Source organism: Hydrobacter penzbergensis (assembly GCF_900106985.1).
In the GTDB taxonomy this organism is placed as follows: domain Bacteria; phylum Bacteroidota; class Bacteroidia; order Chitinophagales; family Chitinophagaceae; genus Sediminibacterium; species Sediminibacterium magnilacihabitans.
Window position 1 is genome coordinate 22,122 of record NZ_FNNO01000011.1, and the last position, 25,017, is coordinate 47,138.

Annotated in this window: 17 protein-coding genes; 10 read left to right on the forward strand and 7 right to left on the reverse strand. The window is 46.2% G+C overall.

Annotated elements, in window-relative coordinates:
• A complete protein-coding gene (locus BLU98_RS12145) occupies nt 1-1,017 on the reverse strand; it encodes a LacI family DNA-binding transcriptional regulator (RefSeq protein ID WP_092724427.1) in 1,017 nt (338 codons plus the stop codon).
• 35 nt (nt 1,018-1,052) lie between these two features.
• Nucleotides 1,053-1,520 (reverse strand): hypothetical protein, encoded by a 468-nt coding sequence (locus BLU98_RS12150; protein ID WP_092724429.1) that lies wholly within the window; start codon nt 1,518-1,520, stop codon nt 1,053-1,055.
• Nucleotides 1,521-1,754: 234 nt separating this feature from the next.
• On the opposite strand from BLU98_RS12150, the gene BLU98_RS12155 reads away from it, so the two are divergent.
• Nucleotides 1,755-2,936, forward strand: a complete 1,182-nt coding sequence (locus BLU98_RS12155) for a BamA/TamA family outer membrane protein (RefSeq protein ID WP_105470201.1) — start codon at nt 1,755-1,757, stop codon at nt 2,934-2,936.
• A gap of 7 nt (nt 2,937-2,943) precedes the next feature.
• On the opposite strand, the gene BLU98_RS12160 is transcribed toward BLU98_RS12155, so the two are convergent.
• From BLU98_RS12160 to BLU98_RS12170, 3 genes are all read right to left on the reverse strand, one after another.
• Nucleotides 2,944-3,222, reverse strand: coding sequence for a type II toxin-antitoxin system RelE/ParE family toxin (locus tag BLU98_RS12160; protein ID WP_092724433.1), 279 nt, complete (start codon nt 3,220-3,222; stop codon nt 2,944-2,946).
• Nucleotides 3,223-3,246: 24 nt separating this feature from the next.
• Nucleotides 3,247-3,540: a HigA family addiction module antitoxin gene (locus BLU98_RS12165; protein WP_092724435.1), complete on the reverse strand. Its 294-nt coding sequence runs from the start codon at nt 3,538-3,540 to the stop codon at nt 3,247-3,249.
• An 88-nt stretch (nt 3,541-3,628) separates the two neighbouring features.
• The gene (locus BLU98_RS12170; protein ID WP_092724438.1) at nt 3,629-3,817 is read right to left on the reverse strand and encodes a hypothetical protein; all 189 of its coding nucleotides are present in this window, start codon (nt 3,815-3,817) and stop codon (nt 3,629-3,631) included.
• Between the two features lie 240 nt (nt 3,818-4,057).
• Between BLU98_RS12170 and BLU98_RS12175 the strand changes: the two genes are divergently transcribed.
• On the forward strand, nt 4,058-5,440 hold the full coding sequence (locus tag BLU98_RS12175) for an alpha-L-fucosidase (protein ID WP_092724440.1): 1,383 nt from the start codon (nt 4,058-4,060) through the stop codon (nt 5,438-5,440).
• Nucleotides 5,441-5,456: 16 nt separating this feature from the next.
• Here BLU98_RS12175 and BLU98_RS12180 read toward each other — a convergent pair whose 3' ends face one another.
• Nucleotides 5,457-5,924 (reverse strand): OsmC family protein, encoded by a 468-nt coding sequence (locus BLU98_RS12180; RefSeq protein WP_092724442.1) that lies wholly within the window; start codon nt 5,922-5,924, stop codon nt 5,457-5,459.
• The gene (locus tag BLU98_RS12185; protein WP_092724444.1) at nt 5,924-9,097 is read right to left on the reverse strand and encodes a ligand-binding sensor domain-containing protein; all 3,174 of its coding nucleotides are present in this window, start codon (nt 9,095-9,097) and stop codon (nt 5,924-5,926) included. Before BLU98_RS12185 ends, BLU98_RS12180 begins: the two co-directional genes overlap by 1 nt.
• 128 nt (nt 9,098-9,225) lie before the next feature.
• Between BLU98_RS12185 and BLU98_RS12190 the strand changes: the two genes are divergently transcribed.
• From BLU98_RS12190 to BLU98_RS12225, 8 genes are read left to right on the forward strand one after another with little or no spacing between them, the layout of a single operon-like run.
• On the forward strand, nt 9,226-11,307 hold the full coding sequence (locus BLU98_RS12190) for a beta-L-arabinofuranosidase domain-containing protein (protein ID WP_092724446.1): 2,082 nt from the start codon (nt 9,226-9,228) through the stop codon (nt 11,305-11,307).
• A 46-nt stretch (nt 11,308-11,353) separates the two neighbouring features.
• On the forward strand, nt 11,354-14,554 hold the full coding sequence (locus BLU98_RS12195; protein WP_092724448.1) for a SusC/RagA family TonB-linked outer membrane protein: 3,201 nt from the start codon (nt 11,354-11,356) through the stop codon (nt 14,552-14,554).
• 25 nt (nt 14,555-14,579) lie between these two features.
• Entirely contained in the window at nt 14,580-16,490 is a 1,911-nt protein-coding gene (locus BLU98_RS12200; RefSeq protein WP_092724450.1) for a RagB/SusD family nutrient uptake outer membrane protein, read from the forward strand.
• Between the two features lie 23 nt (nt 16,491-16,513).
• A complete protein-coding gene (locus tag BLU98_RS12205) occupies nt 16,514-17,212 on the forward strand; it encodes a DUF3823 domain-containing protein (RefSeq protein WP_092724452.1) in 699 nt (232 codons plus the stop codon).
• Nucleotides 17,213-17,216: 4 nt separating this feature from the next.
• Nucleotides 17,217-19,049, forward strand: a complete 1,833-nt coding sequence (locus BLU98_RS12210) for a glycoside hydrolase family 2 protein (RefSeq protein WP_092724454.1) — start codon at nt 17,217-17,219, stop codon at nt 19,047-19,049.
• A 6-nt stretch (nt 19,050-19,055) separates the two neighbouring features.
• Nucleotides 19,056-20,120: a glycoside hydrolase family 43 protein gene (locus BLU98_RS12215; RefSeq protein WP_257574952.1), complete on the forward strand. Its 1,065-nt coding sequence runs from the start codon at nt 19,056-19,058 to the stop codon at nt 20,118-20,120.
• Nucleotides 20,121-20,144: 24 nt separating this feature from the next.
• Complete coding sequence (locus BLU98_RS12220; protein WP_257574953.1) at nt 20,145-23,702, forward strand: VCBS repeat-containing protein; 3,558 nt, start codon at nt 20,145-20,147, stop codon at nt 23,700-23,702.
• Nucleotides 23,699-25,015, forward strand: a complete 1,317-nt coding sequence (locus tag BLU98_RS12225) for a vanadium-dependent haloperoxidase (protein ID WP_092724456.1) — start codon at nt 23,699-23,701, stop codon at nt 25,013-25,015. Before BLU98_RS12220 ends, BLU98_RS12225 begins: the two co-directional genes overlap by 4 nt.
• Nucleotides 25,016-25,017: the final 2 nt, after the last annotated feature.

A 25,017-nucleotide genomic window follows, 5' to 3' on the forward strand; every position in this document is an offset into this window, starting at 1 on the left:
TTATTTCCTTTTGGATGAAGCCCGCTTAACAAGTTTGGTAGTGTACAATTTGGTTTGCGGGGTGAATGATTTACCTTGTTCAATCTGGTCGATCAGTAGCCCTGCAGCCATTTGTCCCATTTCAAAAGCCGGTTGCCGCACACTCGAAAGGGCGGGCGACATGATAGATACGATCGGTTCATCATTGAATCCCACAATAGCAATGTCTTCCGGAATGCGCAGTTTCTTTGCCTGTGCCGCCACCATGGCTGCAATGGCCTGCCGGTCGCTGCAAGTAAAAATACCATCGGGCGGGTTCTTCAGCTTAAGCAGTTGTGTGATTGCTTTCACACTTTTCTCGTGGTTGAATTCACAATACACCACCAATTGTTCATCGATGGGGATATGGTATTTTACCAATGCGAGCCGGTAGCCTTCTTTGCGGCGGCTGCTGATGGATAATTCCGAAGGGCCTCCGATATAAGCAATGCGGCGGCAACCCATTTTAATGAGGTGTTCAACGGCGCCGAAAGAGCCGGCCATATTATCAACGATCACTTTTGAAGTGTTCAACTCATCGGCAATACGATCAAACAATACCACAGGCATACCGCTTTGCTGCAATTCCAGTATATGCCGGTAGTCTCTGGTATGCTGTGCCAATGATAAAATGATACCATCCACACTGCTGCGCATCATATCCTGCGTATTCTTTATCTCGCGTTCGTACAGCTCCATCGACTGGCAGGCGATCACCGTATATCCTCTTTTGGAAGCGGCGTCTTCGATGCCCTGCAATGCGGTGGAAAAAACATAATACCCCAGGTTGGGAACAATGACACCGATGGTTTTGGTCTTGGCTTTCACCAGGCTCAGGGCGGCCATATTCGGACGGTAATGAAGCCGCTCGGCGGTTTCTTTTACCAGTCTTTGTGTTTCTTTGTTGATCTCATGGCTCGATTTCAATGCCCTGGACACCGTGGAAGGTGAGATATTCAGCAATCGTGCGATATCTTTTATCGTAACCTGTTCGGCCATATTTTGCGGGGAAGCGTTCTTGTTTGTGTGGCAATTTAAGCTATTTTTAGTGTCTTATGCCGCCGGAAAATAATAACCCACCCGGATATTCCATTGCGCCAGCAGCGGATTGAATGAGTTATTGCGGATAGCGTATTCGTCCACATAAGCACAACGCCCTTCCCAGGGTCATAAACCAGGTAACGATAAGAACCGTTTGTTTGTGTATAGTGCAGCACCAGGATAAAATGACGGGCTTGCGAACCAATAAAACCAACCAGCAATGGCATGGCAATGCCCCGGTTCAGTTGTGCCTGGAGCGATTTTTTTTCAAGCGCTGCAATCATGTGCCTGGCAGCAGCTTCATCGCTGCGCATGACCGATGGTATACGGATGATCAGGGTATCGATGGGCAGAGATGCATCATTATTTTTGGGGAAGGCAGGTAAATGATACATACCGAAAAGTGCAAGCAGGCACGGGGTTTGTATAACAGCTTTTTTTCTTTTGTACAATTCTTGCATATTGCCTGCGTTGGCGGGTATATGGTGCGTAAGAACACGCACCTTTCATCTTTCCAGATAAATATACTAAAAAGCCTTCGGCATGCTAAAACAAAAGAAATTAAGTTTTTTTATTAATCACCGGCTCGGTAATTTTTAATATTTTAGTTGCACGAACAACCATTCCAGCAATAAAGCCCCGGCACCTTGAAGCAGATAAGTATTTTTTTATCCAGTATTTTTTTCGCCTTTATAATGGTTCTTACAACTTCTTCCGTGGCGCAGGATACTGCCGGCAATGCGCCGCATGCAGATACGGTGGCCGAAAAAGACGTGATCGACATCCTTCTGGGCGTATTGAAAAAAGACGCATCGAAACGTGGACCAGCCGGCCAGAAGCATAGCGGCAAATTGCACCTGTCGGGATCCCCTGCAATAGAATATTCGTTGCAAACGGGTTTGTCCTTCAACGTAACGGGTAATATTGCTTTCTATACCACCGACCAGGCAGATGCCAACATATCATCTATACTGGTGGCGCCGATGTTCACCCAGAAGCAGCAGTTTGTGGTTCCGCTGCAATCGAGTATCTGGACAAAAGGGAACCTGTATAATTTTATCGGCGATTGGCGATTCCTTAAATATCCGGAAAACACTTACGGACTCGGCGGTTATACAAAATCAGAAAATGGTTATAAACTAGATTACGACTATATCCGTTTTTACCAATTCGCCCTACGAAAAATAGGGAATGACCTGTATGCAGGATTGGGTTACCAACTCGATAATCATTACAATATCAAAGAACTAACGCCTCCCGTGGGGGTAATAACCGATTTCCAGCGATATGGATTGGCATCCAGTTCCCGTTCATCGGGCTTGTCGCTCGATCTTTTATACGACACACGGAGGAACTCTATCAATCCGGATCCCAGCTTTTATAGCAATATCGTGTTCCGCCAAAATATGCAATGGATAGGGAGTGATGAAAATTACAACAGCCTGCTGATCGATGTGCGCAAATACCTTCACCCCATCAGTGGCTCCAGGAATATATTGGCTTTCTGGTCGTACAACCTGTTTACTCTGGGCGGACATCCGCCTTATCTCGATTTGCCCAGCACTGGTTGGGACACATACAGCAATACAGGCAGAGGATATGTACAGAGCCGTTTTCGCAGCCGTAACATGGTAGACCTCGAAGCCGAATACCGTTTTGGTATTAGCCGCAACGGATTAATAGGAGGGGTGGTGTTTGCCAATGCGCAGTCTTATTCAGAGATGGCCACCAACCGTTTTGAAGTGGCCCAGCCTGGTTATGGCGCCGGGTTGCGCATCAAATTCAATAAATTTTCGAGAACGAATGTCTGCATCGATTATGGCTTTGGTCTGCACGGGTCAAGCGGATTATTCCTGAATTTAGGCGAGGTATTCTGATATAAGGTTAATGATAGTCGAGGTAATCAACCAGGTAAGCGTTACCTTCTTCGAACTTAAAAATGATCCTCCAATTTGTTTTTACTGTAACGGACCAGAACCCTTTTAAATCACCTTTCAGGGCATGCAGGCGGGCGCCTGGGAAGTCGACAGCTTCTATCGTTTCTGCTGCATCTAAGATGTCCAGAATCAGCTTGATTTTGCGTAGTTGGTCCGTTGGCAGCCTGGCCCCGTTGCCTTTCATCCAGAAATCCCTTAAACCTTTGTGCTGTATAGAAACGATCATTATATATAGGATTGGGTGTTTAATTTAATATACAATGGCTTCAACTTCTATGACTTTGTTATGTTCAGCTTCCCATAGGTCGAAATTGCGCTGCAGGTTAAGCCACAGTTCCGGAGTGTTGCGAAATGCCTTCGATAAGCGGATAGCCATTTCAGCGGTGATTCCCTGGTGACCGTTGATCAGCCGGCTCACGGTAACCCGTGTAACACCGATCTTATTGGCAAATTCGGTAACAGAAATGTTCAGCTCGTCCAGGAAGAGCTCTTTCAAAATGGCGCCTGGGTGTTCTGGCTTGATGCCGCGTTTGTGCTTGACCATAGTGGTAATGATTTGTTACGTGTAAAGATACGATATACACTCCGGGTGGCCAAAAGATTGCTTAAAAGATGGCTTTTACTTTAGCTTGCTAAGTTGATTCTTTGGCCCTTAACAAAATCAGGTATTTATTCCTGTTCACAACGATGTGGTCTTTCCAGAACATGGCACCTGATTTTCCATTGGGCATTTTCATGCATAAAGCGCCAAACATTTTTCCGGCTTGGGCATTGGGAATTTTTTCAATCAGCTTGGTAAAGAATATTTCAGCTTCTGTCATAGTGAGATGCGGCTTTTTTTAATGGTAAACCATTTTTTGATTACCTGTCAATGCAATCGGATTTTTGTTTTTTATAAACCTGATAGCTTCAGCCGGGTCAAACCTAACGACCAATACCGTTGCTGAGATCAGGTATTTATACGCAATTACACCATATTTTGACGGCATCACTTTATTGGTGATATAAAACCGATTTTGTTGTACAGAATTGTTTTTATATTTTGGGTGAAATGCACGTCAATGAAAAAAGCCTTTCTGTTTTTATTGCTATTAAGCTGTTTAGTACAGCATGTTTCCTCGCAAGACAAGAAAATATTTAATGAAACAGCCGCACAAAAAGCCGAGCGCCTCAAATGGTGGACCGATGCCCGTTTTGGAATGTTCATTCATTGGGGGATATATGCCCTGCCAGCCCGGCACGAATGGGTAAAGCATAATGAAAGACTTACAAACGAACAATACCAAAAATATTTCGACCACTTTAACCCGGATGAGTTCGATCCTAAAAAATGGGCGAAAGAAGCCAAACAGGCCGGGATGCAATATGCAGTGCTTACTACCAAGCACCACGACGGGTTTTGTTTGTTCGATTCAAAATACACAAATTATAAAGCCACTAATACAAAAGCGCATCGCGATCTGGTAAAAGAATTTGTAGCTGCCTTCCGAGCAGAAGGAATTAAAGTTGGTTTCTATTATTCATTGCTCGACTGGCATCACCCGGATTATACGGTAGACGATGCGCATCCGCAAAGACCCGCCGATAACCTGGGCGAGAAAGAAAAAGAAGAAGTATACAGCAGTTTTAATAAAAACCGCGATATGGCCAGGTACAGGCAATACCTGAAAAACCAGGTGGCTGAACTGATGACCAACTATGGTAAGATCGATATTCTCTGGCTGGATTGGACCTGGGGTAAAGACGCTAAGCATGGCAAGCATCCGCAAGATTGGGGTGCTGTGGATCTGATCAAAATGGTCAGGAAATTACAACCGGGTATCCTGGTCAATAACAGGCTGGGACTCGACCAGGACGGTTATGCAGATGGCGGCGACTTTGAAACTCCTGAACAGGTAAAACCAGCTGAACTGCTCAAGTACAAAGGAAAATATTGGGAAACCTGCCAAACATTTTCCGGTTCATGGGGATATTACCGTGATGAACACTCATGGAAAAACCAGCGCCAGCTGCTCGACTTATTGATCACTGCTGCAGCAAACGGCGGCAATCTCATTTTGAATGTAGGTCCTACTGCACGCGGCGAATTCGATTACCGCGCCACCCATGCGTTAGACAGCCTGGGCTATTGGATGCATGAACACCATCCGTCTATTTATCATTGCACTTTTCCGCCGGACGAATACAATTTACCTGCATCGATGGATGACCGGTTGACTTATAATCCCGACACAAAAAAATTATACTTGCATCTTTTCCATTATCCCGATAACGGGGAATTGGTGTTGCCCAATTATAACGGGAAGATCAGCTATGCGCAGCTCTTGAATGATGATTCTGAAGTGCCATTTAAAGCAGGAGATAATACAACGGATCTAGTGTTAAAACTTCCCAAGGCCAAACCTCCTTATGAGATACCGGTTATTGAGCTTAGTTTGAAATAAGGACTGTTGGCGAATCTTATACTACTTTGGTTACCGGTTGATGTTTTACGGGGAAGTTGACCGAATTGGCAATAAAACAAAGCTTGTGGGCCTTTTCATGTAACCCGTTCGCTTTGCCAATCATGGATGCCTCTTTTACTGTTACAGTGGGATGCAGTATAACTTCAACAAAATGCCCGCCGCCATCAGCTGTTTCTGCCATGATGCCGGTAGCATTATCTGTATAATCTGTTACTATTACCCCGGCTTCCGAACAGAGGTGAAGATACCACAACATGTGGCAGGACGATATTGACGCCACTAATAATTCTTCCGGATTGTATTTTGTTTTATCACCCCGGAACGAAGGATCGGATGAAGCTGCAATGGCCGCTTTTCCTTCAACACTGATGGTATGGCTTCGCTCGTAATTACGATAATGATCCGTGCCGGAACCATTATTGCCTGTCCATTGGATGCTTGTTGTATAATGATGTTGCTTCATTACTCAGTACGGTTTCTTTTTGATGAATGCAAAGGGATTTCCAACACAAAGATATTTGTTGATCCTTTATGATCCTTCAGGTAAAGCCTGCCGCCATGCAGTTCTGTTAAAGATCGGGCAAGCGTAAGGCCAATGCCTGTGCCTTTTTGCCTGGCGGTTTCTTTTACCCTGTAGAAGGGCTCGAATATTTTTTCCCTTATTTCTGCAGGAATGGGGTAACCATCGTTTTCTATTTCCAGGATCAGTTTCCCGGCAGGCGCATCATCCCGGAAAAGCCGCAGCTTTACTATTTTATCTGCATATTTGATGGCATTGCTCAACAGGTTGCTGATGATCTTTCTCAAAGCATCTTCATCTGCCTGGATTTCAATGGTGTTTTCGGGTACACTTAAAGTATAAGACAGGTGCTTCTTTTTAACCAATGGTTTGAAATTGGTGAACATTTCCTGTAAGAGCCTGGAAAGGTTCACTGTACTGAATTCCAGGCTGAATCCCTTTTGCTCTGTTTGCCTGAAATCGAGTATCTGGGTAACCAGTTCGGTAAGCCGTGTGGTATTTCTGTCCATGGTAACGAGGTCTTCCCGGGTTTCTTCATCTTCAATCTGCGGCAGGCGATCGAGCATGTTTTCAAGCGGCCCTTTGATCAGCGTAAGTGGCGTGCGTATTTCATGCGCCACATTGGTAAAGAACGCCATCTTCGATTCGTACATCTCTTTTTCCCTCTTTACTTTTTGCCGGTTGTGATAAGTAATGATCAGGTACCAGGATAACAGTCCGAGTATAAGGAAATAAAATGCATACGCATAAGGTGTAGCCCAAAGCGGCGAATTGATGTGTATGACCATTTTTGTTTCAGGCGTGTTCCACAAATGGTTGTGCGTGGCTTTTACCCTGAATATGTAAGTGCCGGGTGACAGGTTAGTAAAATATACTTTGCGATTGGTATTCAGGTAGGTCCATTCTTTATCGAGCCCCTCAAGCATATAGGCGTATTGCACGGTTCCGGGCGCCACATAACTAAGCGCTGAGAAATCAAAACTGACAGATGTTTGAAAATAAGGAAGTGTTATTTTATCGGTAACAATGGGTGATTTCTTCAGTATGCCATTTTGCGGATCAACCGGAATTTCTTTATTCTGTACCTGGATAGAAGTGATGTATACATGCAACTGTGATGAATCGGACGGCATGCGTTTTGGTTGGAAAGCGATCAGGCCATTTACACTGCCAAAATAAAGTTTGCCGTTTTTGTCTTTATACCCGGAATGATAATTGAACTGATCTGTGAGCAGGCCATTCGCTTTTGTATACACATTCATTTCGCCGGTAGAAGGATTCATATTAACGAGCCCTTTGGAAGTGGTAATCCAGATATAATGGTTATTGTCTTCAATGACTTTGAAAATAAAGTCACTGGGTAACCCGTCCCGGATGGAGTAACGGGTAAACTTTTTTCTGTTAGTGTCCAGCTTGCACAAACCACCACCTTCTGTAGCAAACCAGAGATTTCCTGCACTGTCTTCAAAAAGTGCATTCACATTATTGTCAGACAGGCTGTTGGTATTGCTTGCCATGGATTGTACCTGTCCACTCTTATGGGTAAGGGTGTTAAACCAGAAAACACCCTGCCCAAAAGCCGCAGCCCATATAACGCCATTGTGGTCTTCAATAACTGACCTGACATTATGTGCACCCGCCAATTCCGGTGGCCTTTGAAATGTTTCCGACCGGGGGCTAAATAAATATACCCCGTTGGTGGTACCCATGTACAGGTCATTTCGGGAATGCCTGAGGAAACAATAAATAAAATTGCTTTTGATGTCGGTTGCTTTAGGGCCTGCCGAAAAATGTTTGATCACCTTCTCTGTGCGGATATCCATCACATCGATCCCATGTTCAAATGTGCCGATCCACAAAAGACTATCATCTATAAAAAGCCCATGTATATTTCTGTAGGAGATGGTATTCTTTGTGCCATCGGGCTCAAACTGTCGTATAGCGCCGGTTTGCGGGTTGATCTTGCTGATACCTGCATCTTCTGTACCAATCCAGATATTACCGTTCTTGTCTTCGCAGATTTCCCGCACGGCCCTGCCGCTGATGCTGGTGAATGTATTATCGGGGAAGAATTTCTGAAAAAAAGTATTGGCGGCAGACCAATAATTTACGCCGCCAAAATAACTGCCAGCCCATACACCCCCTTCACGATCCTTGCACAATGCATATAAAGCATTGTCGGAAAGTGAGTAAGGATCCAGGAATCTTTTTTTCAGGTGTGTAAAAGTCTGGGTATTTGTTTTCCAGATAAAGATGCCCGATTCAGTTGCAAACCAATACTCATTCATGGATACCTGCAGGATATCCCGTACAATAACATTTGTTTTATCCTCATTATAAATAAGAAGGTCTTTGTATGTTTTTGATGGCAGGTCGAACTCTTTGATTCCCTGTTCATAACTGCCGATATACATTTTATTACCCCCGATCAGTATTTTCTGAAGCAAGCCTGTAGCAACGGGTTTGGAATGACTAAATACATTGTAGGCAATAAAACTACCTGTGCTCTCATTGTATTTTTCAACAAACCCCGTTGCTGTAGCACACCATAAGTTGCCTTCTGCGTCGAGGTCTAATGAAGTTATATAAGCGTGGTTGGGATGCGGAAGCCGCTGCATTTTTTTTGTAACGGTATTGAAATGGCAAATGGCGCCGTCGGCAATGAACCATAAGTTATGACGGGTATCAGCCAGGATATTGTGTACAAAACGAATTGAATCAATTAAAACAGAAAGACGCTCTTCATTGGCGTGATAGAGATAGAGACCTCCATCAGCTCCAACATACATGCTTCCGTCCTGGTCTACGAACAAGCCTGTGATAGGGTTATAAGTGATGGGATGTTGGGAAACGGGATTTTGCGGGTTGAATCTCCGGAACCGGTAGCCGTCGAAACGGTTCAACCCGTCTTTTGTTCCGAACCACAGAAAGCCTGTTTTGTCTTGCCTGCCACAAAGAACAGTATTGTTCGATAAGCCATCTTCTACCTGGTAGTGCCTGAAATAATATGGCTGTGCAGGTGTTATGCCTGGCAACGAAACCAGGGCAATCAACATAATACAAAAGGCAATACAGCAACGCATGAGTACTTGCAATATATCGTTTTTGCACGGCATGCGGTGAATTTTATCTCTCTGTTACAACATCAAAAAAAGTTGTAACAAAATGAATAGTTTATGATACGGAGGGAATTTTCAAAATCTTGTTTTCTTGTTTTCTTCACAACCTAACAAGATGCTTTGCCATGAAGTTGAACTATGCTGCTTCTGCTGTTCTATTTGCGATAACTACTTCATTCATATCCTCCAATGATGGTGACATACGCATCAGCAGCGTTAAAACCACTCCCGTTGTTGCCACTAATAAATATTATACAGCTAACCGCGCGCCCTTGCAGCCGCTGCATTTCATCAAACTGCCAATCGGCAGTATCAAGCCTGCCGGATGGATCAGGAAATACCTTGAACTGCAACGCAATGGTTTAACAGGGAAGCTCGGCCAGATCAGCGCCTGGCTGGATAAAAACAATAATGCCTGGTTCAGCGGAACAGGACAGGGAGACCATGGCTGGGAAGAAGTGCCTTACTGGTTAAAAGGCTATGGCGATCTGGCATACCTGCTGAGCGATACAGCTATGATCCGTGAGACCAGGTCGTGGCTCAACAAAGCCATGCAAAGCCAACGCGCCGATGGTTTTTTCGGACCAGGATATGATGATAGAAAGCAGAACGGTAAGCAGGCAGCACCCGATAGCTGGCCCAATATGATCATGCTTTGGTGCTTACAATCTTACTATGAATATTCCGGCGATCAGCGCGTTATTCCTTTCATGAAAAAATATTTCCAATGGGAAGCGTCTATCCCCGATGACCAAATGCTCACGCGTTATTGGGAAAAGAGTCGCGGTGGCGATAATCTATACAGTATCTATTGGCTGTACAACCGTACCGGCGAACAGTGGTTGCTCAACCTGGCCAACCGCATACACGCACGCACCGATAACTGGAACGCCCGGCATAAACTTCCCAACTGGCACAACGTAAACATTGCGCAGGGCTTTCGCGAGCCCGCCACTTATTTCATGCAAAAAGGCGACAGCAGTTTGCTCAAAGCCACCTATAACGATTTTGACCTGGTGAGGACATTATATGGTCAGGTACCCGGGGGTATGTTTGGTGCGGACGAAAACGCCCGCCCCGGGTATACTGACCCTCGCCAGGCAGTGGAAACCTGTGGCATGGTAGAGCAGATGGCCAGCGATGAAATGCTCACCGGCATCACCGGAGATCCTTTCTGGGCAGATCATTGCGAAGATGTGGCTTTCAATACTTACCCGGCGGCAGTGATGCCCGATTTCAAAAGTCTCCGTTACCTCACAGCGCCGAATATGGTAATGAGTGATATGAAAAATCATAGTCCGGGTATACAGAACGAAGGCCCCTTCCTGATGATGAACCCCTTCAGCAGCCGTTGCTGCCAGCACAACCATACACAGGGCTGGCCTTATTATGCCGAGCATTTATGGATGGCTACGCCTGATAATGGTCTTGCTGCTATCCTGTACAACAGCGCCAGTGTTACGGCAAGGGTAGGAAACAATAACAAGGTAACAATCACAGAGCAGACGAAATATCCTTTCGAAGACACCATCCAACTGCAGGTGCATCCTACTGCACCTGCGCATTTTCCTTTGTATTTGCGCATCCCTGCCTGGTGTAATGGCGCGCAGGTATTCATCAATGGAAAATTGCAATCGCATGAATCGTTGCCGTCGACATTCACGCGGATCGAAAAGAACTGGCAGAAAGGAGACCGTGTAACGATTGTGCTTCCCAGGAAATTAGCTATCCATACCTGGACAGCCAATAAGAATAGTGTGAGCATCAATTACGGTCCGCTTACATTTTCACTGAAAATTCCCGAACGGTACGAGCAACGCGACAGCCGTGTATCAGCTATTGCTGATTCGCGGTGGCAGCAGCATGCCGATAGCAAACAATGGCCTTCTTACGAAATATTTCCCGCAGGCAGTTGGAACTATGGCCTCTGCCTGGGAGAGGGTAATCCCAATACTTTGTTCACTGTTAAACATAAACCGTGGCCACGAAACGATTTTCCATTCAGCCAGGAAACGGTGCCGATTGAAATACAGACTTGCGGAAGAAAGATCCCTGGCTGGGGAATAGATAAATATGGTTTGTGCGACACGCTTCCGGCGAGCCCGGTAATAGTGCACAGTGCAAAAGAACAAATTACACTGGTGCCTATGGGCGCTGCGCGGTTGCGAATTTCCGCATTCCCGGTAGCCAAAGGCACAACAGAGTAGCAAACCCATCAACCGAAAACCTATATCTAAAAATTAAACTTGCATTATGAAAAATTGGCCTCTCGAATCTTCTTTTGCAGGCCGTGGACGGCCGCCACGCCGTGGTACAGTGCACGGAAAAAAACAGCTATTGTTGCTGTTCCTGCTGGGCTGCTTTTTTACGGCTCAATCGCAAACGTTGCTAACCGGAAGGGTAGTAGACTCCGCCGGAAACAAACCACTGCAAGGCGTTACGGTTGCTACCGACATGTCTAAGCGGTCGGCAGTTACCAATGCATTGGGTGTTTACCAGATCAGGGTAACCGACAAAGACAAGAAGTTGGTATTTTCTTATGTAGGCATGAAACCCGTTACACGAATGTTGGGTAGCAGCGCGGTGTATGATGTTACGATGGTAACGGATATATCAGGCCTGAGCGATGTGGTAGTGGTAGGTTATGGTACACAAAAAAGATCGGCCACCACCGGTTCTATTGCCACCATCACCACCAAGGATATCGACCGTGTGCATGGTGGTGCTACAGTGAGTACCACGCTCGCCGGTAAATTACCCGGTGTTACTTTCAGAATGCCGGATGGACGGCCCGGCTCATCTGCAAATATCCAGATACGAAACATGGGTACCCCATTATATGTAATTGATGGTATTCAACAGGATGAAGGCCAGTTCAATAACCTGGCCCCCAATGATATCGAAAGCATCTCCATATTAAAAGATGCTTCTGCTGCGATCTATGGTGTGCGTGCGGCAAATGGTGTAGTAGTAGTTACCACCAAGCGAGGCGCCACTGGCAAGAACAATGTGAACATAGATGCTTACTCAGGCTGGCAACAATGGTTCCGCTTTCCCAAAGTGCTGAACAATTCGTATGACTACATGTCTTACCTCGCAGAAGCACAGGTGAATAGTTTTGGCAGCACCAATATTACCCAGACCGAACTGGATAAATACAAACAGGGTGCAAGCGCCGGGCTGCAATACCGCAGCTTCGACTGGCGGAAATTTATCATGAGCAATGATTTCGCTCCGCAGAATTCAATCAATGTCAATATCAACGGAGGATCTGATAAAGTAAATTATTATGTTTCCGCAACGAACTTTTACCAGAATTCCGTACTGGGTAAAGAATACCAGTTCATGCGTACCAATATCCAATCCAATATCACGGCAAAACTGGCCAGTGGATTTAAAGTAGGAATGGATGTGAACGGAAGGATCGAGAGCAGGGAGAACCCCGGCGTGCCTGGTCTAGATGACTATTGGCTGGCACGATTTGCAGTGCTTCGCAACACGCCGCTGGAAAGACCTTATGCCAATGACAATCCAGCTTACCTGAATAATATCGGTCATACAGAAACCAACTATGCATTTTTGAATGAGCGCTTGTCGGGCAAGTTCCGTAGCGACTGGCGCGTATTGCAGGCGAATTTTCATGCAGATTATGAAGTGCCCGGTGTGAAAGGATTAACTCTCAGGGGCTTGTATTCTTATTATATAGCCGATTATTTGCTCAATAACCACGAGTTTACCTACAACGCGTATACATTCAATCCCACCGACTCAAGTTATAATGTTACCGGCGGCAGCACCAACCCATGGCGCGAAAGGGAACAGATCAAACAGATCAATACCACCATGCAGGGACAGATCAGCTATAACAACACTTTTGGAGATCATACCATTGGCGCTACCATGGTTGCAGAGCGACTGAAATCACAACGCACGCGCAACTGGATACACGCTTCACCGGTATCCAATAACCTGCCATTGATTTATTTCCCCACTGCAGATACTTACCAGGACAGTGACGACAAACAAGCGCGCGTTGGTTATATCGTGCGATTGAACTATAACTACGCCAACCGTTATTACCTGGAATTGTCGGGCAGACGTGATGCTTCTTATCTTTTCGCTCCCGGCTACCGCGTGGGTTATTTCCCCGGAGGTTCTGTTGGATGGCGTATTACAGAAGAGCCTTTCTTCAGGAACCTCTTGCACAACAACAAGAACATTCTTTCCGACCTCAAGCTGAGGGCTTCTTATGGCATATTGGGTGATGATAATCCCAATGGTTCTCCCATCGTAGCGCCTTATGCTTACCTGCCGGGATACAATTACAACCAGGGAACCGCTATCATCGATGGTAACGCCCTCACTGTATCGAGAGACAAAGGCATACCCACTACCAATATTACCTGGTTGAAAAGCCGCATTACCGATCTGGGTCTTGACTTCGTATTGCTGAAAGGAAAACTCACCGGTAGTATCGATTATTTCTATCGCAAACGCACGGGCCTGCCTGCGAGCAAGAACGATGTGATCGTTCCGCAGGAACTGGGATACAGTTTGCCTTTGGCTAACCTGAACAGCGATGCGCAGTATGGTGAAGAATTGTCGATCGCTTATACAGGAAAGATCAATGCGGTGAACATTAGTGTGGGTGGTAATATTTCTTATACGCGCTCTGAATTCCTGCAGTCTTATAACCCGCTCTTCCTCAACTCATGGGATCAATACCGGAATTCTTCCGAAGGGCGTTTCACCAATATCGGTTGGGGATATACGGTTGTAGGACAGTTCACTTCACAGGACCAGATCAATCATTATCCCGTGAACATCGATGGAAAGGGCAACAAAACCTTATTGCCCGGTGACCTCATATACAAAGACTGGAATGGCGATGGTAAGATAGACCAGTACGATATGCGCCCCATTGGTTATGGTTATGGAACACAGCCCAATATCAATTTCGGATTCAACTTTGCATTGGCCTATAATCATTTTGATTTCCATGCCGATTTTTCCGGCGCTTCCGGTTACACCTGGTACCAGAACTGGGAAATGCGCTGGGCATTCCAGAACAATGGCAACCTGAATACCATTTTCACAGACAGGTGGCATCATTCGAATCCGCTGGATCCTACCAGTCCGTGGATACCCGGAAAATATCCGCCCACAAGACTGAACCCCGGCACGGGCCACAGCGATTACAACGCCAACTCTACCTTCTGGTTGCACAACGTAACACAGATCAGGGCCAGAACAGTGGAATTTGGTTATACAATGCCAACATCACTCGTGAAAAAAGCAGGACTGCAAAGAGCAAGGTTTTATGCAAACGTTTATAACCTGTTTTCCATCGACAACCTGAAACAATATGGTATCGATCCGGAAGTGATCGACGACAATGGATTGCAGTTCCCGCAGAGCAGGGTATATAATGTAGGAGTGAACCTTACTTTTTAACTAATTCGATCATAAAACATTTGTAATGAAAAAGCTTATTTCCATCTTATTGGCTGCATCCCTGCTCACGATGGCAGGATGCAAAAAAGACGATGACTTCCTGAACATACCGCCTACACAGGTCATACCGCAAGACCTGGCTTTTTCTGATCCCGCCCTCGTGCTTTCTATTGTGGGCGACCTGTACAACCGGCAACTCGATTTCTCCAGTTTCAGAAACGGCTGGTCGAGCTTTACAGATTTCAGTGAAAGCTTCCCTTCCGAAAACGGCAGTTATTATATCGTTCAACGTACCGGTTGGGATTTTGGTTCCTGGGGCGTGAACTGGTCAGGCAGTTATGCGTATATACGCGACCTCAACCTGTTCATCCAGCGCGACAGCGCTTCTACCAAATTGGCGCCGTCTGACAAAGCACGGTTCATGGCAGAAGGCCGTTTCCTGAGAGCGAATTTTTATTTTGAACTCGCTAAAAGAATAGGCGGCGTACCGCTGATTTTGCAGCCACTGGTATATGACCTGAAAGGCGATCCTACCTATCTGCAATATCCCAGGGCCAAAGAATCGGATATTTATGATTTTGTCATCAGCGAAGCAGAAGCCATCAAGAACAGTCTGCCTTCCGATCCTTCTGAAAAATCAAGGGCAACAAAAGCTGCTGCATTGGCTATGGAAGCGAGGGCCGCGCTTTATGCCGGTTCTATTGCCAAGTATGGCGCCAAAACACCGCAGGTAATGCTTTCCGGTGGAGAAGTGGGCATAGCAGCTTCCAAAGCGAATGATTATTATACCAGGGCGCTGGCAGCTGCACAAGAGATCATCAGTGGTCAGGCTGGTAATTATAAATTGTACAAAGTACTGCCCAACCTTTCTGATAATTTCGCTGCCATTTTTCTCGATAAGACCAGCGTGAACCAGGAAACCATCTTCCTGGAAGACTATAAAGTGAACAGCGGTAAAACGCATCCGTTCACTACCAATGATCAACCCTTCTCATTGTCCGATGAAGGTTATGATGCAGGCCGACTCAACCCTTCTTTGAACCTGGTAGAGTCGTTCGAAAAATTAGATAACACTTATGCGCCACTGCCTACCACCGATGCTACAGGCAGCCAGCTATTCTACAGCAATGTACAGGATATTTTTGCCGGCCGTGATGCACGTTTAGCAGGAACCGTGTTGTTGCCGGGAACTGTATTTAAGACCGGTGTGGTAGATATATGGGCGGGCTATCAACTGGCCAATGGCAGCATCATCAGCAGTAATGATGCCGTTAATCTCAAACCGTTGCCTGGCAGTACAACGCCTGTACAGGTGGTGGGTAAGGATGGTCCGGTGAGCGGATTGGAACTGAGAACACAAACCGGTTTTTATATCCGCAAATGGCTTGATCCTACTACAGGTTCGGGAAGAAGGGGAAGGGGAAGTGATGTGGCATTTGTGCGTTACCGTTATGCAGAAGTGTTGCTCAATGCTGCTGAAGCGGCATTTGAACTGGGCCGCACCGATCTTGCTGCCGGTTATATGAACCTGGTAAGGGCAAGGGCCGGCCTCACTACGCCGTTGCTGCCTACCGATATGAGCTTTGACCGTATTGTACATGAGCGCAGGGTAGAGCTGGCTTTCGAAGGACATGTATTGTATGATATGAAACGCTGGCGTTTGGCTAACCAGATATGGGATGGAACGCCTACCGGCCTTGCCGATCTGAAAGCCAATATCGGAACAGCGAACAAAAGAAGCACACAGCCCTGGGGACTCTGGCCCTACAGGTATTACGATCCGGGTGGACCCAATGATGGCAAATGGGTATTCAAAGAAACATTGCCAGGACCTGTAACCGGTGCCAACCTCTTCCTCATGGGTAATTACTATTCGCGCATTGGTGATGATGTGATTGCCGCTAACCCGAAGATCATCAGGCAACCCAACCAGTAAGTTTCATTTAATAAATCAGTAGTATGAAAAATAAATTCCTTTTCTATATACTTTGTGTCAGCATGTGTGGGATATTATCCTGCAAGAAGGATAATTATACACCACCGAGTTCACAATTGAACGGCGCGCTGACTTATAAAGGCGATACCATCCGCGTGGAATACAACCGTGTGTCTTTCCAGTTGTATCAATTCGGTTTTGGTAAAGTAGGCCCGATCGGCGGAACATTCAGTCAGAATGGTACCATGAATATGGTATTGTTCGCCGGAAATTATAAATTCATCATACCAAACGGACAGGGTCCCTTCCTCTGGAAGAAAACCCCGGCCGGCGATCCCGATACACTGAACATCAGTTTGGCGGGAAGCCAGAACCTGAACATTGAAGTAATGCCGTATTATATGATACGTAATGCCGCGTTCAGTGGTGGTGGCGGCACAGTAAAAGCAACATGCAAAGTGGAGAAAATTATAACCGATGCAAATGCAAAAGCGATTGAAAGGGTAACCTTGTATATCAACAATACCGCTTTTGTTTCAGGAGCCAACAATGTAGCCAGCGCCAGCATCAGCGGCGCGGCCATCACCGATCCGAATAATATTTCGTTGAGTGTGGCGGTTCCTTCGGGGTTGGGACAGAACTTTGTACAGGCACGGATTGGCGTGAAGATCGCCGGCGTGGAGGCTTTGATTTTTTCACCGATAATGATAGTAACATATTAACTCAATGAAGCGTAGTTTTTTTATTTCCGTTTTCTTTTTTGCCTTTCTTTCCCTTCATGCACAAAACGCCTGGAAGCGGGTGCCGGGGACTATTGCAACACCCTGGGCCGACAGTGTAGATCCCAAACATGTATTGGATACCTATCCCAGGCCACAATTGCAGCGTGAACAATGGACCAACCTGAATGGGTTGTGGGATTATGCCATCTTGCCAAAAACAGCAGAGCAAAATATTCCTGCAACATACCAGGGCCAGCTACTCGTGCCGTTTGCAGTAGAATCGTCATTATCCGGTGCGGGAAAAACCGTGGGTAAAGACAGCATCTTATGGTATCATACCGTGTTGCAACTCACCAATCCTAAAAACAAGCAGCGTACGCTGTTGCATTTTGGTGCGGTAGATTGGCAGGCTACTATCTATGTGAATGGAAAAGAAGTAGGCAGTCACGAAGGCGGATACGATCCTTTTACGGTAGACATTTCATCTGCATTGATAAAAGGATCAAAACAGGAACTGGCCGTGCGTGTTTGGGATCCCAGCGATGATGGTCCGCAACCCCGCGGCAAGCAGGTGAAAAAGCCCGCAGGCATTTGGTACACACCGGTAACAGGTATATGGCAAACGGTATGGCTGGAAACGGTGCCTGAAACCTATATCACGGCATTGCGGTCAACACCGGATTTGGATAAAGCAACTGTTACCATCAACGCTGCAATTGAAACATTGCAGCCAGGCGATCAACTGTTGGTATCGGCATGGAATAACAAAGAAAAAATAGCGGAGTATACAGGATCGGAGACAAATATTACGCTCCACATACCTGACCCCAAAACATGGTCGCCCGATCATCCGTTTCTGTACGATCTGCAGGTTTCGATTCTTAGAAAGAGCAAGCTCATCGACCAGGTGAAAGGTTATTTTGCGATGCGTAAAATTTCTATTGCGCCCGACAGTCACGGTATACAAAAGATGATGCTGAACAACAAGTTCTGTTTTCAGTACGGTCCGCTCGATCAGGGCTGGTGGCCCGATGGTCTCTACACCGCACCTACCGATGCAGCGCTGAAATACGATCTGCTGCAGACAAAGGCCATGGGCTTTAACATGATACGCAAACACGTAAAAGTAGAGCCCGCCCGCTGGTATTATTACTGCGATCAATTAGGCATACTGGTATGGCAGGATATGCCCAGCGGCGACCTGGGAAATCACTGGGAAAACAGACCCGGCGTGCTTGGCAGGGCTACAGATAAAGACAGAACGCCTGAATCCATTGCCATTTATCATAGAGAATGGAACCATATCATGGATGCATTGTATCCTTTCCCCTGTATTGTGGTATGGGTACCATTCAATGAAGCATGGGGACAATTCAATACCGTAGAGATCGCTAAAGAGACCATGCAAAAAGATCCGTCGCGATTGGTGAACAGTGCGAGTGGTGGGAATTTTTATACGGTAGGACATATCATCGATCTGCACAACTATCCCGATCCTGCCATGCCAAGGCCCGATGTTTTTGGCTCACGACAGGCGTTGGTATTGGGAGAGTTCGGTGGATTGGGACTTCCAATGGAAGGGCATACCTGGCAATCATCTAAGAACTGGGGTTACCAGAGTTTTAAAAACCGGGAAGAATTATTTCAACGGTACCTCACACTCACAGATAAATTACAGGAACTTATCAGGGCAGGATTATCGGCTGCAGTGTACACACAAACAACAGACGTGGAAATAGAAGTAAATGGATTCATGACCTACGACAGGAAAGTGCTGAAAATGCCTTTGCAGCGTTTGCATGAAGTGAATACGGCTTTGTATAAGATACATGAATAACCAGCTATGAAAGTCATTACCGCAAGAAATATATGTTGGGTAAGCATCATGCTGTTATTTTTCTGTCCGGCAGCTGTTTCCGCACAGAAAGGTTTCATGAACCCGCTGCTGACGTCAGGCCCCGATCCCTGGTGCCTGTATAAAGATGGGATGTATTATTACATGCATACAACCGGCCACGACCTCCGGTTATGGAAGACGAAAGATATCACTGCATTGTCCCGCGCGGCTTCTGCTGTGATATGGACGCCTCCCGCTACCGGCCCTATGTCGCGCGATATCTGGGCGCCGGAGATACATTTCCTGCAAGGCAAATGGTATGTTTATTTCGCTGCAGATAATGGTGATAATTACCAACACCGGTTGTATGTATTGGAAAATGCATCTGCCGATCCATTACAGGGGCAATGGATCATGAAAGGAGAACTGAAAACCCCTGGCGACAAATGGGCTATTGACGGTTCTGTCTTTGAAGATCATGGACAACTCTACCTGATCTGGAGCGGATGGCAGGGCGAGAAAAACGGCGAGCAGGATATTTTTATTTCCAGGATGAAAAATCCATGGACAACAGAAGGAGAACGGGTAATGCTTTCTGCACCCGAGTACGACTGGGAAAAAAATGGAGAGATCAAGGAGCAGGGGAAGACTACACACCTCTATGTAAATGAAGGGCCTGAATTACTGAAACACGGTAAAGATCTTTTCCTGGTTTATTCAGCGAGCGCCTGCTGGATGGATACCTATTCGTTGGGTATGCTCAGGGCAAAATCCGGTTCCGATCTGATGCAACCTTCTTCATGGAAGAAATCTGCGCAACCTGTTTTTCAACAATCACTGAAAAACCAGGTCTATGCAACCGGACATTGTTCTTTTTTTATGTCGCCCAACGGTAAAGAAAATTATATTCTTTACCATGCGAATAGTAAACCAGGTGAGGGATGTGGTAAGTCACGCTCCCCACGTGCGCAGCGTTTTTCATGGAAAAGGGATGGCAATCCTTCTTTCGGAGAACCCATAGCTGATGGTGTGTTGCTTCCGCTTCCTTCGGGTACGGTTAGCGATAGGTGATCGTTTTAATATAAAGTGTGCAAGATGCGAGCAAAAAGGAGCAGGTATTATGTGCTGGGTTGCCTGGTAGCTATACTGGCAATGCAAGGACTGCTTTGTTCTGCCCAGCAACCGGGAACCCTGTTCCGTTTATTATCGCCAACTGCCACTGGTATTGATTTCAAGAACCAACTTACAGAAAGTGATTCCATCAACATTCTCCGGCAGGCCAACCTGTACAATGGTGGCGGTGTTGGCATCGGTGATTTCAATCGCGATGGATTGATGGATATTTATTTCGCGGGCAATATGGTGAGTAACCGGCTGTACCTGAACAAAGGCCACCTGCAATTCACCGACATTACAAAGGAAGCGGGTGTAGACGGACAGGGACATTGGTGTACCGGTGTTTCCGTGGTAGACATCAATAACGATGGATGGCCGGATATTTATGTATGCGGGTCATTTCAAAAAGATCCGAAGCTCAGAAGAAATTTACTCTATATCAACCAGGGCCCTGATAAAAATGGTGTGCCGGTATTCAAAGAAATGGCGGAAGCATGGAAGCTTGCCGATACAGGATTCAGCACCCAGGCTTATTTTTTCGATTACGACAAAGATGGCGACCTGGATATGTACCTGGTGACGAATGAATTATATGATCCGAAAACGCCTATTAAATTCCGTCCTAAAGTAAAAGATGGCAGCGCGCGTAATACCGACAGGCTTTATCGAAACAACGGCAATGGAACATTCACCAATGTTTCGAAGGAAGCAGGTATTTTAATTGAAGGATGGGGGCATGCTGCCTGCATTGTAGACCTGAACCAGGATGGATGGCCCGATATTTATGTGGCCAATGATTTTGTTTCCAACGATCATTGTTATATCAACAACAAGAACGGCACTTTCACCGACCGGTTGGGAGAATATTTCAAACACACGGCATGGAATGCCATGGGCACCGATGCGGTTGACATCAACAACGATGGATATATCGATCTCATTTCATTGGAAATGTTGCCGGAAGACAATCAGCGTAAGAAAAGAATGCTCAGCGGCAATGAATATTACAACTATACCAACAGCGCCAAATACGGATACACACATCAATATGTGCGGAACGTGTTGCAGTTGAATAGTGGTCCGGTTCCCGGCAAACATCCTGTATTCAATGATGTAGCCTTTCTTTCGGGTGTGTACGAAACCGATTGGAGCTGGTGCCCGCTGGTAGCCGATTTCGACAACGATGGTTTCCGCGATTTGGTCATCACCAATGGATTGCCGCGGGATGTTACCGATCTCGATTATGTATCATATAACAACAGACAGGGTGGCAAGGGTGGCGCTTATACACTGGCCATGACAGATGCACTGCCTATTGTAAAGCTGGCCAACTATGCATTCAGGAATAAGGGTGGATATGTTTTTGAGAACCGTTCTGAAAACTGGGGATTCACTCAACCTTCTTTTTCCAATGGCGCTGTATATGTTGATCTGGATAACGATGGCGATCTGGACGTGGTGATCAATAACATCAATGACACGGCTTTTGTATATGAGAATCGGCAGAACAATGACCGCACACAAGAGCATAAACATTGGTTGACAATAAACATTGCCGGCGACCAAAAGAACCGCGATGGCATGGGAACGGCGCTACGACTGTATTCCAAAGGAACACAGCAGCTCTATGAACATCATCCTGCACGCGGCTATCTTTCCACACATGATCCGCGGGCGCATTTCGGACTCGGCGTCATCACTGCATTGGATTCATTGTTGGTAGTGTGGCCGGATGGTAAACAACAGGTATTGAAAGGAGTGGAGGCCAACCAGATCATCACCGTTGATCATGCCAATGCCACCGCGCCTGTTCGCTCGCCTACGAAGACAGCACAGCCTTTGCTGGTGCATGCAGAAAACAAAACCAATATTTTATACAAACCCGTAGAAAGGGATTTTGTCGATTATAACATACAGGTCACGCTGCCGCATAAGTTAAGTCAGTATGGACCGGGGATGGCTGTGGGTGATATAGATGGCAATGGTTTGGATGATATTTATTTCGGAGGCACTTCGGGTCACCCGGGTATTTTTTATATGCAACAGTCACCGGGAAAATTTGTTCCCGACAGCACCCGTTTCAAACATACTGAGAGTGAGCTCTATGAAGATATGGGTGTGCTTTTGTTCGATGCAGATAACGACAACGACCTCGATCTCTACCTGGTGAGTGGTTCTTATGAAATACCACCCAATCATGCCATCAGCAACGACCGTTTATTTTTGAACGATGGTAAAGGAAGATTTACCAGGAGCGCCGATGCGTTGCCTGCCGATTCTGCCAATGGTTCTTGTGTAAGGGCGGCAGATATAGACGGAGATGGCGACCTGGATCTTTTTGTTGGAGGCAGGGTGCGTTCAGGCGCTTATCCGCTGGCGCCGAGAAGTATGATATTGGTGAATCATGGAGGTAAATTTAAAGATGAAACAGAAGCTTTGTGTCCGGGATTACAAAACATAGGAATGGTGACTGATGCATTGTGGACCGATTTCGATAACGATGGTAAATTAGATTTGGTAGTAACCGGCGAATGGATGCCGGTGGTCTTTTTCCGGAACACAGGAAAAGGGTTTGAGCGATTGACCAATACTGGCATCGAACAACATCTTGGTTGGTGGAATAGTCTCGTAGCAGGCGATTTCGACAATGATGGAGATATTGATTATATAGCAGGTAACCTGGGCCTCAATTCCAACTATACAGCTACTTTAACCGAGCCAATGACTTTATTGGCGAAAGATTTAGACAATAACGGCTCCATCGACCCCATGGTATTTTGTTATGGCAAAGCAACGGATAGTTCAAGAAAACCATTCCCCATGGCCACCAAAGACGATCTTTCTTCGCAAGTGGTGTCTATGCGTAAACGCTTTCCTTCTTATGCGAGCTATGGACTGGCAACGCTCAATAATATCTGGCGAGCAGAAGACCTGAAAGACGCAGTAAAGCTAACTGCTACCGATATGCGCAGCAGTTTCATTGAAAACAAAGGGAACGGAAAATTTGAAATACATCCTTTGCCACTGCAAGCGCAACAGGCGCCGGTATATGGCATGTTGGCCAGGGATATCAATGGCGATGGCAACCTCGATTTGCTGATGACTGGTAATGATTATGGTATGGAACCCTTTAGTGGCCGGCATGATGCGTTCATAGGCCTTTGTTTGCTGGGTGATGGCAAAGGACAGTTTACACCATTGTCACCTGCAGAAAGCGGTTTCTTTGTAGATGGCGATGGAAAAGGCATGGCGGTTGTTCACGGTGGTAAGAATGATCTGTTCATAGCTACGCAAAACCAGGATAGTGTGATGGTGTTCGCAGAAAACCCTGCTGTACATAAAACAACGCAATGGATATCATTGCATTCCGATGATTTCGCTGCGGAGATCACCTGGCAGGATGGTCACAGGCAATACATGGAATTTTATTATGGCTCTACTTTTTTGTCGCAGTCATCCAGAAAAATTCCTGTTGATGCACGCATGAAAAAAATGGTTGTTACCAATTTCAGGGGGAAGAAAAGGACTGTGTTATGAAATCGATTACCCTTATCATAATCATGAGCCTGTTCGCGTATATGCCTGGCAAAGCCGCTACGGGAGATGTATTGCGTGACGCCGAACCGGTTCATCGCGCATTGAAAGCGGTAACGGATATCATGGTGCATGATATCTATTCACCACCGGTGGCCAGTCGCATTTATGCGTATGTAAGCGTTGCCGGTTATGAAGCTGCTGTTCCTGCCGATCAGCGATACTTAAGCCTGGCCGGGCAATTACACAGTCTGCAACCCGCGCCATCACCGGCATTGGGTAAGCCCTGCGATTTTACAGTGGCTGCGGTAGAAGCCATGTTGGTCACTGCAAAAGCACTGGTTATTTCAGAAGACAGCATCGAGCGTTTCCGTTTACAAAGCATACAGGAATTTCGCAAGCGGGGAATAACAGAAGATCAATTACAACAATCATTGGTTTATGGCGATGCGGTTGCAGCACATATACTTGCCTGGGCAGCGAAAGACTATTACCGCGAAAGCAAATCATTGCCTCAATATACGGTTACTGAGGATGATGCTTCATGGAAGCCTACACCGCCGGCTTATATGAAAGCCATTGAACCGAACTGGAATAAATTAAGAACTATGGTGGTGGATTCGGCGCCGGCTTTCAAACCGGCGCCGGCAGTAACTTATGCAGCGGATACAGGTAGTGTGTTTTATAAAAATGCGGTGGCTGTTTACAAAGCGGGTTTGCAGTTAACGGCGGAACAAATTGATATCGCTAAGTTCTGGGATTGTAATCCGTTCAACCTGAATGTACGCGGGCACGTGATGTTTGCCACTAAAAAAATATCTCCCGGCGGACATTGGATCAACATCACCCGTATCGCCTGTGAAAAAATGCAGGCCGGTGTATTACAAACGCTCGAAGCCTATGCATGGGTGGCTGTAACCATCAACGATGCATTCATCAGTTGCTGGGATGAAAAATACCGCAGCAGGGTAGTGCGACCCGAAACTTTCATCAACCGGTTCATCGACGAAGCATGGACACCGTTGCTGCAAACGCCGCCTTTTCCTGAATACACCAGCGGGCACAGTGTAGTGTCTATGGCTGCCGCCACCATACTTAACAAACTATTCGGACAATCATTCGAATTTTTGGATGCTTCGGAAATGGAATTCGGGTTGCCTGCACGCAATTTTTCTTCTTTTGAAGCAGCCGCGAGGGAAGCAGCCATCAGCCGTTTTTATGGTGGCATTCATTATATGCCTTCTATTGAGAACGGGGTGAAAGAAGGCGCCATGCTGGGCCTTTTCATCGCTGCAAAACTGATTACCAGAAAATAAGT